This is a genomic window from Humitalea sp. 24SJ18S-53 (assembly GCF_050632385.1).
Taxonomy (GTDB): domain Bacteria; phylum Pseudomonadota; class Alphaproteobacteria; order Acetobacterales; family Acetobacteraceae; genus Humitalea.
In genome coordinates, this window is record NZ_CP192599.1 from 5265705 (window position 1) to 5279152 (window position 13448).

Annotated in this window: 14 protein-coding genes; 6 read left to right on the forward strand and 8 right to left on the reverse strand. The window is 68.5% G+C overall.

Features of this window, described 5'->3' with window-relative positions; translation table 11 throughout:
* Position 1: 1 nt before the first annotated feature.
* Positions 2–973, reverse strand: a complete 972-nt coding sequence (locus ACQW02_RS25250) for an alpha/beta fold hydrolase (protein WP_431282673.1) — start codon at positions 971–973, stop codon at positions 2–4.
* A 32-nt stretch (positions 974–1005) separates the two neighbouring features.
* The gene (locus ACQW02_RS25255; RefSeq protein ID WP_431282674.1) at positions 1006–1998 is read right to left on the reverse strand and encodes a Bug family tripartite tricarboxylate transporter substrate binding protein; all 993 of its coding nucleotides are present in this window, start codon (positions 1996–1998) and stop codon (positions 1006–1008) included.
* 148 nt (positions 1999–2146) lie between these two features.
* Between ACQW02_RS25255 and ACQW02_RS25260 the strand changes: the two genes are divergently transcribed.
* The 3 genes from ACQW02_RS25260 to ACQW02_RS25270 all read left to right on the forward strand — a co-directional run bounded on the left by ACQW02_RS25260 (position 2147) and on the right by ACQW02_RS25270 (position 5716).
* The gene (locus tag ACQW02_RS25260) at positions 2147–2371 is read left to right on the forward strand and encodes a zinc-finger domain-containing protein (RefSeq protein ID WP_431282675.1); all 225 of its coding nucleotides are present in this window, start codon (positions 2147–2149) and stop codon (positions 2369–2371) included.
* Between the two features lie 249 nt (positions 2372–2620).
* On the forward strand, positions 2621–5416 hold the full coding sequence (gene polA, locus ACQW02_RS25265) for a DNA polymerase I (RefSeq protein WP_431282676.1): 2796 nt from the start codon (positions 2621–2623) through the stop codon (positions 5414–5416).
* A gap of 102 nt (positions 5417–5518) precedes the next feature.
* Positions 5519–5716 carry a hypothetical protein gene (locus ACQW02_RS25270; RefSeq protein ID WP_431282677.1) on the forward strand — a complete coding sequence of 66 codons (198 nt, stop codon included), beginning with the start codon at positions 5519–5521 and terminating at the stop codon, positions 5714–5716.
* Between the two features lie 4 nt (positions 5717–5720).
* On the opposite strand, the gene ACQW02_RS25275 is transcribed toward ACQW02_RS25270, so the two are convergent.
* From ACQW02_RS25275 to ACQW02_RS25295, 5 genes are all read right to left on the reverse strand, one after another.
* On the reverse strand, positions 5721–6602 hold the full coding sequence (locus ACQW02_RS25275; RefSeq protein WP_431282678.1) for a TauD/TfdA dioxygenase family protein: 882 nt from the start codon (positions 6600–6602) through the stop codon (positions 5721–5723).
* Entirely contained in the window at positions 6602–7594 is a 993-nt protein-coding gene (locus ACQW02_RS25280) for a TRAP transporter substrate-binding protein (protein ID WP_431282679.1), read from the reverse strand. The genes ACQW02_RS25275 and ACQW02_RS25280 overlap by 1 nt, the downstream gene beginning before the upstream one ends.
* Positions 7595–7608: 14 nt before the next feature.
* Positions 7609–8886, reverse strand: a complete 1278-nt coding sequence (locus ACQW02_RS25285) for a TRAP transporter large permease (RefSeq protein ID WP_431282680.1) — start codon at positions 8884–8886, stop codon at positions 7609–7611.
* Between the two features lie 4 nt (positions 8887–8890).
* Positions 8891–9403 carry a TRAP transporter small permease gene (locus ACQW02_RS25290; RefSeq protein ID WP_431282681.1) on the reverse strand — a complete coding sequence of 171 codons (513 nt, stop codon included), beginning with the start codon at positions 9401–9403 and terminating at the stop codon, positions 8891–8893.
* 124 nt (positions 9404–9527) lie between these two features.
* The gene (locus ACQW02_RS25295; protein ID WP_431282682.1) at positions 9528–10076 is read right to left on the reverse strand and encodes a gamma-glutamylcyclotransferase; all 549 of its coding nucleotides are present in this window, start codon (positions 10074–10076) and stop codon (positions 9528–9530) included.
* A 53-nt stretch (positions 10077–10129) separates the two neighbouring features.
* Here ACQW02_RS25295 and ACQW02_RS25300 point away from each other — a divergent pair, with 53 nt between their 5' ends.
* Complete coding sequence (locus ACQW02_RS25300) at positions 10130–11188, forward strand: DUF2125 domain-containing protein (RefSeq protein WP_431282683.1); 1059 nt, start codon at positions 10130–10132, stop codon at positions 11186–11188.
* Positions 11189–11233: 45 nt separating this feature from the next.
* Here the strand turns inward: ACQW02_RS25300 and ACQW02_RS25305 are convergent, their stop codons facing one another.
* Positions 11234–11863, reverse strand: coding sequence for a TetR/AcrR family transcriptional regulator (locus tag ACQW02_RS25305; protein ID WP_431282684.1), 630 nt, complete (start codon positions 11861–11863; stop codon positions 11234–11236).
* Between the two features lie 113 nt (positions 11864–11976).
* Here ACQW02_RS25305 and ACQW02_RS25310 point away from each other — a divergent pair, with 113 nt between their 5' ends.
* Together ACQW02_RS25310 and ACQW02_RS25315 are read left to right on the forward strand one after the other, a co-directional pair.
* Positions 11977–12420, forward strand: coding sequence for a hypothetical protein (locus ACQW02_RS25310; RefSeq protein ID WP_431282685.1), 444 nt, complete (start codon positions 11977–11979; stop codon positions 12418–12420).
* A 183-nt stretch (positions 12421–12603) separates the two neighbouring features.
* A complete protein-coding gene (locus tag ACQW02_RS25315; protein ID WP_431282686.1) occupies positions 12604–13389 on the forward strand; it encodes a DUF4394 domain-containing protein in 786 nt (261 codons plus the stop codon).
* Positions 13390–13448: the final 59 nt, after the last annotated feature.

Below are 13448 nucleotides of genomic sequence, written 5' to 3' on the forward strand. Positions count from 1 at the left end.
CTCAATTTTGTGGTCCCGCCAACCAGGCGCGCCCGGCGGCATCGGCGCCCGATGGCAGGGGCGCCGCCGGATCGACGATCCAATCGAGCAGATCGGCCATCACCACACCCCGAATACTGTCCCGCAGCAACAGGTGGTAGCCATCCTGATACCGCGCGACGGTCAGCGCCGCCCCATCCGGCACCGATCGCAATGCCCGGCGCACCGGCCCCTGCGGCACGATGCTGTCCTTCGCGCCCAACAGCACCAGCGTCGGCACCGAGCAACAGGCGGGCAGCGTGCCGACCGCCTGGTCCATCAGGTTCGTCACCCCCCACAGCACCTCCACCCGCGTCGTCCGCAAGGTCAGCGGATCGCGCGACAGGCGGCGCAGCGCGGCCGTGTTGTCGCTGGCGACATAGCCTGGCGCGCTGTTCTCGAACCCCACCGTCGGGATCGTATGCGCCGCCAGCCACAGCACGCCCGACAGGCCGCGGCCCATCGCGTCGCGGTTCCACAGCGCGGGGGCCAGCAGGATCACGCGGTCGGCCGCCCCCTCACCCGCCAGCAGGGCGATGGCACCGCCCATGCTTTCGCCCAGCAGCACCAGTGGCAGCCCCGGGTGGCGCGCCCGCAGCAGCGCCAGCGTGTCGCGTGCGTCATCGGTCAGCGTGCGCGTTCCCGCCCAAAGCCCGCGCCCCGGCGCCGCACCAAAACCCCGCTGGTCATAGGCATACAGCGCCACCCCGCCGGCGGTCAGCAGGGGGGCCGCTTCCTCAAGGAACAGGCCCGAGTGATCACCAAGCCCGTGCAGCGCCAGGACAACGGCACGGGGCGCGCCCTCGGGCGGCCAGGAGGCCAGCGGCAGCCGGGCGTCATCGGCCGCCACCACCGCATCCGGCATCAGCCGGGGCGATCCCGTCACCGGCCCGGCCGGCCATTCCCGCGGCGAACAGGCGCCGACCAGGACCAGAAGAAGCAGTAGCGCGCGCACCCCCCGAGTATGGGGTGCGCCGGCGCCCGCGGCTATTCCGGCTGCATCCCCGTGGCCCGCACCAATTCCTGCCACTTGCCCCGCTGCGCCACCATCAGCGCCGCGAATTCGGCCGATGTGCCGGGGAAAGGCGCATTGCCGAGCGACGCCAGCCGCTCGACCAGCGCCGGGTTCTGCAGCCCCTGGTTGATCACCTGGTTCATCCGCCTGACGATCGGTTCGGGAATGCCGCGCGGCCCCATCACGGCCGAAAAGCTCGGCAGGTCGTAATCGGCCACGCCCTGTTCCTGCACCGTCGGGAATTCGGGCGCCAAGGGCCAACGCGTCGCGCTGGTCACCGCCAGCGCCCGCACCTGGTTGGCCCGCACCGAGCCGATGATGCCGGAGTAGCTGTCGAACACCACCTGGATATTGCCGGCGATCAGATCCGCCAGGGCCGGCGCGGAGCCGCGATACGGCACATGCGTCAGATCCACCCCGGTCCGCTGCATGAACAGCACGCCCAGCATGTGGTTCGCCCCGCCCGCCCCGGCCGAACCGAAGTTCAGCCGCCCCGGATTGGCCCGGGCATAGGCGATCAACTCCTGGATGCTGTTGATCGGCAGGCCCGGAAACACCGCCACGATGGCGGTGCCGGTGGCGAAGGTGGCGATGGCGGTGAAATCATCCACGCCCTCATACCCCGGGGTCTTGAACAGCAGCGGCGCGCCCAGGTGCGACGATGGGCTGGCCATCATCACCGTGTAGCCATCGGGGGCCGATTGCGCGACATGCGCGGTGCCGATGGTGCCGCCGGCCCCGGCCCGGTTGTCCACCAGCACCGGCACGCCCAACCCGTCGGACAGGACCTGCGCCTGCAACCGCCCGGCGATGTCGCTGGCACCCCCCGGCGGATAGGGCACCACCAGCCGGATCGGCCGGCTGGGCCAAGGTGCCTGTGCGGGCGCCTGGGCCACGGCGGGCGTGGCAAGCACCCCGGCGGCGAGGCTCGCCCCCAAGGCAGGCAATACGCGGCGACGGATCATCCGGGGGGCTCCTGTGGCGTGTCGGGCAAAGATGGCCGCATTGTCAGCAAGAACCAGTCCAGCGGAAGCCGTGCTTTCGCACCCCCGGCGAATTCCGCCGCGCCGGAACCTGCTCTATGCTCCGCCAACCCTGATGGAGACCGCCCGCATGCGCGATGCGAACATGACCGGCTACGCCCCCCACCTGGTGGCGGGCGTGACCCCGGTGGACAAGATTGCCGTGACCGCCCGCGTCACCACCTGCGACGGCGGCGGCGGCACGCTCGGCCACCCGTCCATCGCCCTGCGGATCGAAGACCACGAGATCACCTGCCCCTATTGCTCGCGCACCTACGTCTTGGCCGAGGGCGCGGGCGACGATCATGGGCACTGACGGGTGGCGCCTTGAGAGGGGCTTCGCCCCTCTCAAACTCTCCCCACCAAGGGGCCGTGGCCCCTTGGAACCCACGGCGTTTGGCAAGAGAAGGAGAGGGGCAGCGTGCGCCCTTGGCCACTGGCGCCTCAGTGATGCCCCTCTCCTTCTCTTGCCAATACATCACGCCGGTCCAGGGGCGGCGGCCCCTGGTGGGGGTGGTGTGGAGGGGGCAAAGCCCCTTCCACGGCGCAACCGCCGAGGCCTGACGTGACCGACGCCCTCCCCGACCTGTTGCAGCCGCCGCCGCCGGATATCGACCGGCATCTGATCCTGGTGGATGGCTCGGGCTATATTTTCCGGGCCTTCCATGCCTTGCCGCCGATGACCAATCCGGCCGGGGTGCCGGTCAATGCCGTCTTCGGTTTCTGCAACATGCTTGGGCAGTTCTTGCAGAAGCATGCGGCCAGCCATATCGCCGTGGTCTTCGACACCTCTCGCGTCACGTTTCGCCAGGCGATCTACGACCTCTACAAAGCCAACCGCACCGAGCCGCCGCCGGAGCTGGTGCCGCAGTTCAGCCTGATCCGCGACGCGACCGATGCCTTTGGCGTCGCGCGGATCGAGTTGGACGGGTTCGAGGCCGACGACCTGATCGCCACCTACGCCCGCTTGTTCACCGAATCCGGCGGGCGGGTGACGATCGTCTCCTCCGACAAGGATCTGATGCAATTGATCCGCGACGGCGTGATCATGCTCGACCCCATCAAGCAGAAGCCCATCGGCCCGGCCGAGGTGATGGAAAAATTCGGCGTCGCCCCGGACAAGGTGGCCGAGGTCCAGGCCCTGGCCGGCGACCCCACGGACAATGTCCCGGGCGTGCCCGGCATCGGCATCAAGACCGCCGCCCTGCTGATCAATGAATTCGGCGGCCTGGAAGCCTTGCTCGCCGGCGCCGGCACGATCAAGCAGCCCAAGCGGCGCGAGGCGCTGCTGGACAATGCCGACAAGGCGCGGGTGTCGCTGCGGCTGGTCACGCTTGACCCCGCCGTGCCGCCCCCGGCGCCGATCGAAACCCTGCTGGCCCGCCCGCCGGAACCCGCGCGCCTGGCCGGCTTCCTGCGCGACCACGGTTTCCGCACGACCCTGCATCGCTTCGGCCTGGACGAGGCCGTGCCGAACCGCACCGCCCCCGCCGTCCTGGCGCCCGCGGCCCCGACCGATGCCCCGGCGCCTGATGGTTTCGGCCCCTATGTCACCATCACCGACGCCGCCGCCTTGCAGGCCTGGGTGGATGAGGCGACGGCCATCGGCATGGTCGCGCTGGATACCGAGACCGACAACCTGGACGCGCTGGCCGCCTCTCTCGTCGGCGTGTCGCTGGCCGTCGCGCCAGGCCGCGCCTGCTACATCCCGCTGCGGCACACCGGGCTGGATCCGTTGTCGCCCAAACCCGACCAGATGGATTTTGCCGAAGCCATCGCGATCCTGCGGCCGATGTTCCGCGATCCTTCGGTGCTGAAGGTGCTGCACAACGCCAAATACGATCTGACCGTGCTGGGCCGGGCGGAAAACGGCGCGCTGGAGGTATCGCCCATCGGCGACACGATGATGGTGTCCTACAGCCTGGATGCCGGGCGCCACAGCCACGGCATGGACGAATTGTCCATCCGCCACCTCGGCCACCGCCCCATCCCCTTCGCCGAGGTGACCGGCACCGGCCGCACGAAAATCCCTTTCGCCGCCGTCCAGCTGGACAAGGCCACCGCCTACGCGGCCGAGGATGCGGACGTCACCTGGCGCCTGTATCAGGTCTTGTTCCCGCGCCTGCTGCCGGAAAAGGCGCTGGCGACCTATGAATTGATCGAACGCCGCATGATCGGCGTGCTGCGCGACATGGAGGCCGCCGGCGTGCTGGTGGACGGCCGCGAACTCGCCCGCATCGGCGGCGATTTCGGCACCCGCATGGCGGAGCTGGAAATCCAGATCCACAAGCTGGCCGGCCGCCCCTTCAACCTCGGCAGCCCAAAGCAACTGGGCGAAATCCTGTTCGACGAACAGGGGCTGCCCGGCGGCAAGCGGACAAAAACCGGCGCCTGGAGCACCGATGCCGCCGCCCTGGAAGAACTGGCCGCGCGCGGCCACGACCTGCCGAAACAACTGCTGGAATGGCGCCAGTACCAGAAGTTGAAATCGACCTATGTCGAGGGGCTGACGGCGCAGATCGCGGGTGATGGGCGCGTGCATACCGACTACGCGCTGGCCGTGACCTCCACCGGGCGGCTGTCATCGACCGAGCCCAATCTGCAGAACATCCCGATCCGCACGGAGGCCGGTGCCCGCATCCGTCGCGCCTTCATCGCCGCACCCGGGACCGTGCTGATCTCGGCGGACTACTCGCAGATCGAATTGCGGCTGCTGGCGCATCTGGCGGATGTGCCGACCCTGCGGGCCGCCTTCGCCAATGACGAGGACATCCACAGCCGCACGGCATCGGACATCTTTGGCATGCCGTTGGGCGAGGTGGACCGCGAAGCGCGGCGTCGGGCCAAGACGATCAACTTCGGCATCATCTACGGCATGGGGGCCTTTGGCCTCGGGGCGCGGCTCGGCATTTCGGCCGGCGAGGCGAAGGGCATCATCGACGCCTATTTCGCCCGCTACCCCGGTATCAAGGATGAGATGGACCGGCTGAAGAAGGAAGCGAAGGAGAACGGCTTCGTCCGCACCCCCTTCGGCCGGCGCCTGTGGATCGAGGGCATCGACAGCAAGATCCAGGGCATCCGCGGCAATGCCGAACGCGCCGCGATCAACGCACCCTTCCAAGGTGGCGCCGCTGAAATCATCAAGCGCGCCATGGTCCGCATGCCGCATGCCCTGGAAGAGGCCGGGTTAACCGCGCGTATGTTGTTACAGGTTCACGACGAACTGCTGTTCGAGACACCGCTGGCCGAGGCCGAAGCCATGTCCGCCCTGGCGAAACGGGTGATGGAGGGCGTCGCCAACCTGCGCGTTCCGTTGAAGGTTGAGGTCGGCCAGGGCGCGAATTGGGGTGAGGCACATTAAAACCGCCCCACACGCGGAATATTGCCAAAATGAAAAGCGGAAGATTCATTGATCGCTTCTAGGATGTCACTTCGGGCTGGATGTCCCGCTTAGGAAAAATCAATGGATCTGGGAATCGGTCGTCTGATGATGGCCAACATGTGGCTGTGTGTTGCGGTGCTGGTCGCCGCGACGGTGGCCGCGGCCTACCTGAATTATGGTAATACGGCGGCCCTGCTCGGCTCCGTCGCTTCGGTCATGCTGATGATGCGTAGCGAATCCGAACAGCCGGCGCCGCTGCCTGAACAAGAAGCGGCCTGATTTTTTACGCCGGGACTTGATCGTCCAGCAGGATCAAGCGGTGAAGTCGCCGCTTGTACTGCGCTTCATCCCATTCGGTCGCGCGATGCAGGCTGCAGCGATTGTCGCTCATCAGCACATCGCCCGGCTTCCAATGGTGTTCATGGACGAAACCCTGCTGCGTCATATGCGCCAGCAGTTCGGCAAAAAGCGCCTCGGGCTCCGGGTCGCCTTCGATGATCGACCCCCATTCGCCGCCGAGGTAGAGGCCCTTCTTGCCTGACTCCGCATGCGTGCGCACCAGCGGGTGCAGCACGTCGGGGAAGCGTTCGGCCTCGGCCTGGCATTGTTCCTCGCTCGCATCGGGGAACAATTCGCGGAACAGCCGCGCCCGGCTGTGGCGCACGCGCAACCCCTCGATCCGCGCCTGCATCGCCGGCGACAGGCTCTCATAGGCCGCGATGCCATTGGCGTAGCGCGTCTCACCCGCCTCCGCCGGCACGGTGATGGCGTGCAGGAAGGTGAACAGCGCCGGGTGCTGCAAATGATAATGGTCGGTGTGCCAGTTCAGCCCGACCTTGGCGGCCCCGGCGGCACGGCCGTTCTCCACCACATTGCCGACGACAAAAATCTCATGATGGTCGTGGTGGCACAGGTCGCGCCGGCTATGCAGGTCCAGATCGTCGCCGAACCGCCGTGCGAAGCCGACGTAGCCCGCATCGGACAGATGCGCCTGGTCGCGGATCAGCAGCAGCGTGCGTTCGACGCAGGCCGCGCGCAGGATGGCGGTGACCTCCGGATCGGCGGGGGCGGCGAGATCGACGCCCGACACCTCCACCCCGATCGCCGGACCCAGGTTGCGGACGCCAAGACCCCGCTCGGCCGCCGCTTCACGCCACGCGAACATCAGACGGTCGCCGATGCGCGGATCAGCCCCAGGCGGCGCTTATCGGCCTCGGAGGACAGGAACCGGTCATACAGCGGCAGGGCAGCGGCTTGGAACGGAGCGCGGTCGGGGTTGGTGATGTTCACCCCGGCGGCGACGACCTGGGCATGTAGTTGCGCCTCACCCTGGACCACCAGGTTGCGTTCCCAGACGGCGGATTCCATGGCCGATTGCAGCAGCGCCGCCTGGATGTCGGGCGGCAGGGATGCGGCCTTGCGCTCGCTCATGATCACCGGCGCGGTCAGCGCCAGCCAGCCGATCGGCGCCCAGTTCTTCGCCACCTCGTAGAATTTCTGGCCGACGTAGTTGGTATAGGCAGCCTCCGCCCCATCCACGACGCCGGTCTGGATCGCGCCATACAATTCGCCATAGGCGAGCGGCGTCGCATTCGCGCCAAAGGCCTGGAAGGCCGCCAGATGCGCCGGGTTCTGCTGCACGCGGATCTTCTTGCCCCGCAGATCGGCCATGCTGCCGACCGCATCGCGCGTCATGATGTGGCGGATGCCGGAGGAATACAGGCCCAGCAGCCGGAAGTTGCGCGCCTTGGACGCTGTCGCCAGGTCGTCCATCACCGGGCTGACGGCGATGCGGTCCAGATGCGCGTAGTCGCGCACCAGGAACGGCATGTCGAAAAGCTGGAACTCCCGCACGAAATTCGCCAGCGCCGCATGCGACGGCACGGCGATATCGACGGTGCCCAGGGCCACGCCCTCGATCATCGGCAATTCATTGCCCAACTGGCCGTTCGGGAAGATCTGCAACCCGGCGCGGCCATTGGTCAGTTCGCGCAGGCGGCGGTCCATGACCTTCAGCCCCTCGTCCTGCACTTCGCCGACCGCATTGGTATGCGCGGCACGCAGGATGATCGGCGCCTGCGCCAGCGGATGGCGCAGCACGACGGCGGAGGTCAACGCAGTGGCAAGCAGCCCGCGGCGGGCGAGAGTCATCGTCATGGGAATTGGCTCCTTCACATCAGGGTCTGCGGCAGCCACAGGACAACCTGCGGCACATAGGTGGACAAAATCAACATCAGGATCAGCGGGATCAGCGGAATCCAGATCACCCGGCTGACCTGCATGACCGACCGCTGCGCGACGGTGCAGGCGACGAACAGACAGATGCCATAGGGCGGCGTGATCAGCCCGATCGACAGGTTGATCGCCACGACCACGCCGAAATGCAGCGGGTCGATGCCCAGGCTGATCGCGATCGGCATCAGCACCGGCATCAGGATCAGCAGGGCGGAAATGCTCTCCATGAACATGCCCACGATCAGCAGCAGGATGTTCACCGCCAGCAGGAACATCGCCGGACTGCCGACATGCGTCGAAAACCAGGCGGCGATCATCTGCGGCACGTCCTGCACCGCGACCAGCCAGGAAAAGATCGACGCCGTGCCGATGATGATCATGACGGCCGAAGAAATCCCAGCCGTGCGCAGCATCATCGCCGGCAGGTCGGAGAGCTTGATCTCCCGATACACGAACAGCCCGATGATCAGCCCCGCGACCACGGCCAGGACCGCCGCCTCGGTCGGCGTCACCACGCCGCCGATGATGCCGACCACGACGATCAGCGGCATCGTCAGCGCCGGGATGGCCGCGATGAAGGCCGAACCCAGGCGTGGCCAGGAAAACGGCTCGGCGTCCGAATACCGCTCCGGTTCGCGCCGCGCATACAACCAATGCCCCACCATCAACCCCGCCGCCGCGATCAGCCCCGGAATGATGCCCCCCAGGAACATCGCGCCGACCGACAGGTCCGAAATCATCGCCAGCACGACCATGATGATCGACGGCGGGATGATCGGCCCGAGCGACCCGGCCGAGGCCACCACCGCCGCCGCATAGTCGATGTCGTAGCCGCGCTTGCGCATCTCCGGCAGCAGGATGGAGGAAATCGCCGCCGTATCCGCGCTGCCCGACCCGGAGATCGCCGAAAGCCCCGTCGCCGTCACGGTCGCCACCATGAACAGGCTGCCGCGGATCCAGCCGACCAGCGCCGTCGCCAGCCCGACCATGGCCCGCGCGATGCCGCCCTGTTCCATGATCAGCCCGGCCAGCACGAAGAACGGAATGGCCATCAGCGGAAAACTGTCGAGCCCGTTGTAGAGCCGCTGCGCCACCACGACCAAGGGCGTCGCCCCGGTGATCGCCAGCGTCAGCGCACCCGCGACGCCGAGGACAAAGACCATCGGCGCGCCGGCCGCCAGCAATGCGAGGAAGGATCCGAAGGACAGGAACATCGCCTCAATCCACCCGCACGCCGCCGCCGGTGGTCACCGCGGCACCGCCGAAGATGATCGCGCCGAAGCGGATGGCGCATTCCAGCGCGAAATAGGCCGCGCTGATCGGCAGCGCGACATAGGGCACCTGCATCGAGATCTGCAGCGCGGCGGAGGTCTGCATGCCGCCGATCTCCATCAGCAGCAGCCCGCCCTCGAACACCACCCACAGGAACCACAGGCACAGCAGGGCCACCGGCACCATGATCAGTCGCGTGACCAGCGGCGGCAGCATTTCGACAAAGGTTTCGATCGACACATGCAGCCGCATCCGCATGGCGTAGCCGGCGCCCAGAAGCACCATCCAGACCTGCGCGAAGGTCGCGAGTTCCGTCGCCCAGGCGATGGAGAAGTTGAACAGGTACCGCCCGGCGACCTGCGCCAGCACGGTTCCCAGCATGATCGCGACCAACAGGATCAGCACGATCTCGACGACCCGGCGCACCAGCGCCAGGCCGGCCTGTGCGACAAACAACATGCGCCCGCCCCGTGAAATGCCGGCGCATGCTTTGTCCCGATGCCAGGCCAAGGCAACCGCGTTTACGGGAGTCTTCGCTCCCGCCACCCCCGGTTTGCCGCCGGTTTGGGCAATGGGCGCACCGTCACACCCTGGCTGCCGCAAGCCCCGGCAACAAAGCCGCCACCCGTTCCAGCCCCCGATCCCGCACCCCCATCGCGCGCAGCCCCGCCAGGGTATTGGTCAGGTAGTCCCGATTGGCGCCGCTGATGCCATGGGCCGTCGCGATGGCGGCCGCCGCCCGATCCGCCGGCAGGCCGGGGACGAACACAGGGGCGGCGCGATCGGCGACATACAGGACGGCGGTCAGCCTTTCGCCGCTGTCCAGCAGCATGACCGGCCTGGTGGTGCGGCGATATTCGCCAGCGACCAGTTCGCGCGCATCCAGCACCGCCAGCGCCGCCGCCGCATCCTGGGCCGCCACGCGAAACGCCATCCCCCGGCACGCGCCCCCGGGCCGCAGCCCCAGCACCAGGCCGGGCCTCGCCGCGGTGCCGCGATGATGGTGCGACCAGATGCAGAAACTGCGGTGCCAGCCGTTCAGCCGCGCCGGATGCGCCGAGGCATGCGGGAAATCCGGCCGCCAGATCAGCGAACCGTAACCGAAGACCAGCAGGGGGGTGTTCGCCAGCATTGCAGGCCCGGCCCATGCCATCCCGCCCGGTTCGGGTCTATAGGCTGTGCCGGATGCCCCTGCGCTTCCTCTCCCGCCGCCGCTGGTGGCTCTTGCTGCTGATCCTGCTGCCGCTGCTGGTGGCCGGCGGCCATACGCTGCTGTGGCGCTGGATGGGGGCGCAGATCGAACAATCCTTCGCCGCCTGGGCCGATGCCCGGCGCGCCCAGGGCTGGACCATCGCCCATGGCCCCCCCGAACACGGCGGCTGGCCCTTCGCCGCCACCTTGCGCTTGCCGGAAATCCGCTTCGTCGGCGCGGCCGGCACGGTGCCCGGCGGGTTGGAATGGACCGCCGAGACCCTGACCCTGCGCGTCGCCCTGCCCAATATCGGGGAGCTGGAGGTCGAACCCGAAGGCTTCCAGCGCCTGCGCCTGGGCGATGCCGAAGCCCCCTTCATCGCCGATCGCATGCTGGCCGTCTTTGCCCTGGAACCCGGCGTGCCGCCGCGGGATGGGCGTTTCGCCGCCGACCGGCTGCGCGTCGGCATGGCCGGCGGCGCGTTGGAACTGCGCGCCGCGACCGGGCGCTTCGAATCCCGCATGAGCGCCACCGAAGCCGAACCCGCACTGCTGATCGCGCTGGAGGCACGCGACATCCTGCTGCCGATGCCAGGCCCGCTGGGCCGCGCCGTCACCCTGTTGCAGACCGAGGTCGCGATGACCGGCCCTATCCCGGGCGGGCGCCAGCCGACCCGCCGCGCCGCGACCTGGCGCGACGCCGGCGGCACGTTCGACCTGCGCTCCCTGACCCTGCAATGGGGCGATGTGACGCTTGAAGGGGCCGCGACCCTGGCGCTGGATGACCAGTTGCAGCCGATGGGGGCCGGGACCCTGCGACTGACCGGCGCATCGGAAGGCCTGGCCGCCCTGGCCGAAGCCGGGGCGGTCGGCGCACGCGCCGCCTTCACCGCGCAAGCCATGGTGGCCTTCATGGGCCGCCCGGGACCGGAAGGCGGACCGCCGCAAATCGACGTGCCGCTGACCCTGGAAAACCGCACGGTGGCCATCGCGCGAATCCCGCTGGCGCGTATGCCGGCACTGGTCTGGCCGGGGGAAGGGGCCGCGCCGTGACGGCGGGTGGAATGGAGGCGCCAAAGCGCCATTCCCCGCATCCCACTACGACGGCTTCGCCTTCAGCAGGCCCATGAAAAGGCGCAGCGCCTTCGGCACCGCGTCCGCCGGCGGCTCGGCCGTATGCCATTCGCCAAAATGCCCATCGATCGCCATGCGCGCCAGGCCATAGCCGAAGGCCCGTGTCACCAGCACGGTCTGCGCGATATCGAGGTCCGGCGCGAGCGCCCCGTCCCTCCGCGCCTCCTCCAGCAACCCGACCATGACCGCGCGGATGGCGGCATTGGCCGTGCGGATGCTCTCCGATGCCGCGATGTCGATCAGCGAGCGCGAACTGATGATCTGGAAATGCGTCGGGTTCCGCAGCGCCCATTGCAGATAGGCTGAACCCAGGGCCTCCAGGCGCGCCAGCGGCGCCTGGTCCAGCGTCGCCTGCAAGGCCGCATCCACCGCGGCTTTCAGCCGATCCATCGCCTGTTCGCCGACGGCGGTCATCAAGGCGGTCTTGGTGGCGAAGTGGCGGAAGGGCGCGCCGGGCGACACACCGGCCCGGCGCGCGGCCTCCCGCACCGAGACATGCTCCACGCCGCGTTCCTCGACGATGTCGATGGTCGCGGCGATCAGGGCCTCGACCAGGTTCCCGTGGTGGTAGCGGTCGGGCTGGGGTTTGCGCATGGCGCTGCCATAGCACGCGCGCTTCGGGCGTAAATGTAATCGCCGATCACTTTTCGATTGTGCCCATCCGGGCACCGATGTAATCAGTGCTTACTCACCGAAGGAGACACACAATGTTCAGAACCCTCGCCCGCATCGCCCTTGCCACCTGCCTTGGCAGCCTTCCCGCCGCGGCCGAAGCCCCCCCGACCTTGGAGATCGTCTGGCCCGTCGAGGGCATGGAGATACCCTTGGGCACCGATATGGAGCGCGCCATCGGCGTCGTCGTGCGCAGCAACTTCACCCTGCGCCCCGCCGGCCAATGCGGGGCCGACCCACGCTGCGGCCATATCCACATGAAGATCGATCCGGACGGCAACACCTGCAACATCCCCGGGCGGCCGTACAACAGCATGAACAGCGACTTCGGCGGAGATCAGATCGCCGCCCGCTTCGGTCATTGCCCGGTCGCCACGGGGCCGCATGTGATCGGCATCCTGCTGGCCAACGACCACCACCGCCCGGTGCTGGTCGACGGCCGGCCGGTGACGGCCGTCATCCGCGTGACGACGCGCTAGGCGCCGCGCGCCGGCGCGCCGGACCCTGATCGTCGGCGCCGGCTGGCCGCCCGCGCCGCATCACGGCCCAGCTCCACCAGGATACGATTTTTCTCACTCCCGCTGCATCCACCCCATTCGCCCGGCCGTAACGCATGCAGCGGGGCCGGTGCGGTCTCGCCGTTGCGATACGGAGAGACCACGATGACCCACACCCCGCTGAAGATCGCGCTTGCCGCCACCGCCCTGCTGGGCGCCGCGCCCCTGGCCGAAGCCGCCACCCTGGTCGCCCTGACCGCCGACAACCGCCTGGTCCGCATCGACAGCACCACCCGCCGCGCCACCGCGCCGGTGGCCGTGCGCGGCGCCGATGGCGCGCTGCTGGGCATCGATGTGCGCCCGACCGACGGCAAGCTCTATGGCATCACCGCCAACAACCAGATCGTGACCATCGACCCGGCCACCGGCCAGGCGACGCAGGTCGCGCGCCTGTCCGAACCCTTCGTCGGCGGTGGCCGCGTGGTGCTGGACTTCAATCCGATGGCCGACCGCATCCGCCTGATGGGGATGAACGGCACGTCCTTCCGCATCCATCCGGACACCGGCGCCGTGACCCGCGACGGCAGCCTGAAATATGCCGCCGGCACGCCCCTGGCCGAGACGACCCCGCGCGTCACCGCCGGCGCCTATACCAACAGCATGGCCGGCGCGACGGCGACGATGCTCTTCACGATCGACACCTCGCTCGGTCAGTTGAACGTGCAGATGCCGCCGAACGATGGCGTGCAGGTCGTGCGCGGCCCGGTCGGCACCGGCCTTCCGGCCGGCATCGGCTTCGACATCCTGACCGAGGGCACCACCAACACCGCCTTCCTGCTGGCCGGCGGCACGCTGCACACGGTCAACCTGGAAACCGGCGCGCCGACGGCGCTCGGCCCGGTGACGGGCCTGCCCACCGCCGAAATCACCGACATCGCGGCAACGCGCTGACCTTGGCGCGCCGCCTTGTTTCCAGCCCTCCACGGGGGGCGGCGCAGCCAGGCTGGGCC

Excerpts from the sequence above, each read along its gene's own strand:
- ACQW02_RS25295 (WP_431282682.1), bottom strand. The coding sequence starts at position 10,076 with ATGCTGGCGAACACCCCCCTGCTGGTCTTCGGTTACGGTTCGCTGATC.
- ACQW02_RS25270 (WP_431282677.1), top strand. The coding sequence starts at position 5,519 with ATGGATCTGGGAATCGGTCGTCTGATGATGGCCAACATGTGGCTGTGT.
- ACQW02_RS25290 (WP_431282681.1), bottom strand. The coding sequence starts at position 9,403 with ATGTTGTTTGTCGCACAGGCCGGCCTGGCGCTGGTGCGCCGGGTCGTC.
- ACQW02_RS25315 (WP_431282686.1), top strand. The coding sequence starts at position 12,604 with ATGACCCACACCCCGCTGAAGATCGCGCTTGCCGCCACCGCCCTGCTG.
- ACQW02_RS25310 (WP_431282685.1), top strand. The coding sequence starts at position 11,977 with ATGTTCAGAACCCTCGCCCGCATCGCCCTTGCCACCTGCCTTGGCAGC.
- ACQW02_RS25255 (WP_431282674.1), bottom strand. The coding sequence starts at position 1,998 with ATGATCCGTCGCCGCGTATTGCCTGCCTTGGGGGCGAGCCTCGCCGCC.
- ACQW02_RS25260 (WP_431282675.1), top strand. The coding sequence starts at position 2,147 with ATGCGCGATGCGAACATGACCGGCTACGCCCCCCACCTGGTGGCGGGC.
- ACQW02_RS25280 (WP_431282679.1), bottom strand. The coding sequence starts at position 7,594 with ATGACGATGACTCTCGCCCGCCGCGGGCTGCTTGCCACTGCGTTGACC.
- ACQW02_RS25285 (WP_431282680.1), bottom strand. The coding sequence starts at position 8,886 with ATGTTCCTGTCCTTCGGATCCTTCCTCGCATTGCTGGCGGCCGGCGCG.
- ACQW02_RS25300 (WP_431282683.1), top strand. The coding sequence starts at position 10,130 with ATGCCCCTGCGCTTCCTCTCCCGCCGCCGCTGGTGGCTCTTGCTGCTG.
- ACQW02_RS25275 (WP_431282678.1), bottom strand. The coding sequence starts at position 6,602 with ATGTTCGCGTGGCGTGAAGCGGCGGCCGAGCGGGGTCTTGGCGTCCGC.
- ACQW02_RS25305 (WP_431282684.1), bottom strand. The coding sequence starts at position 11,863 with ATGCGCAAACCCCAGCCCGACCGCTACCACCACGGGAACCTGGTCGAG.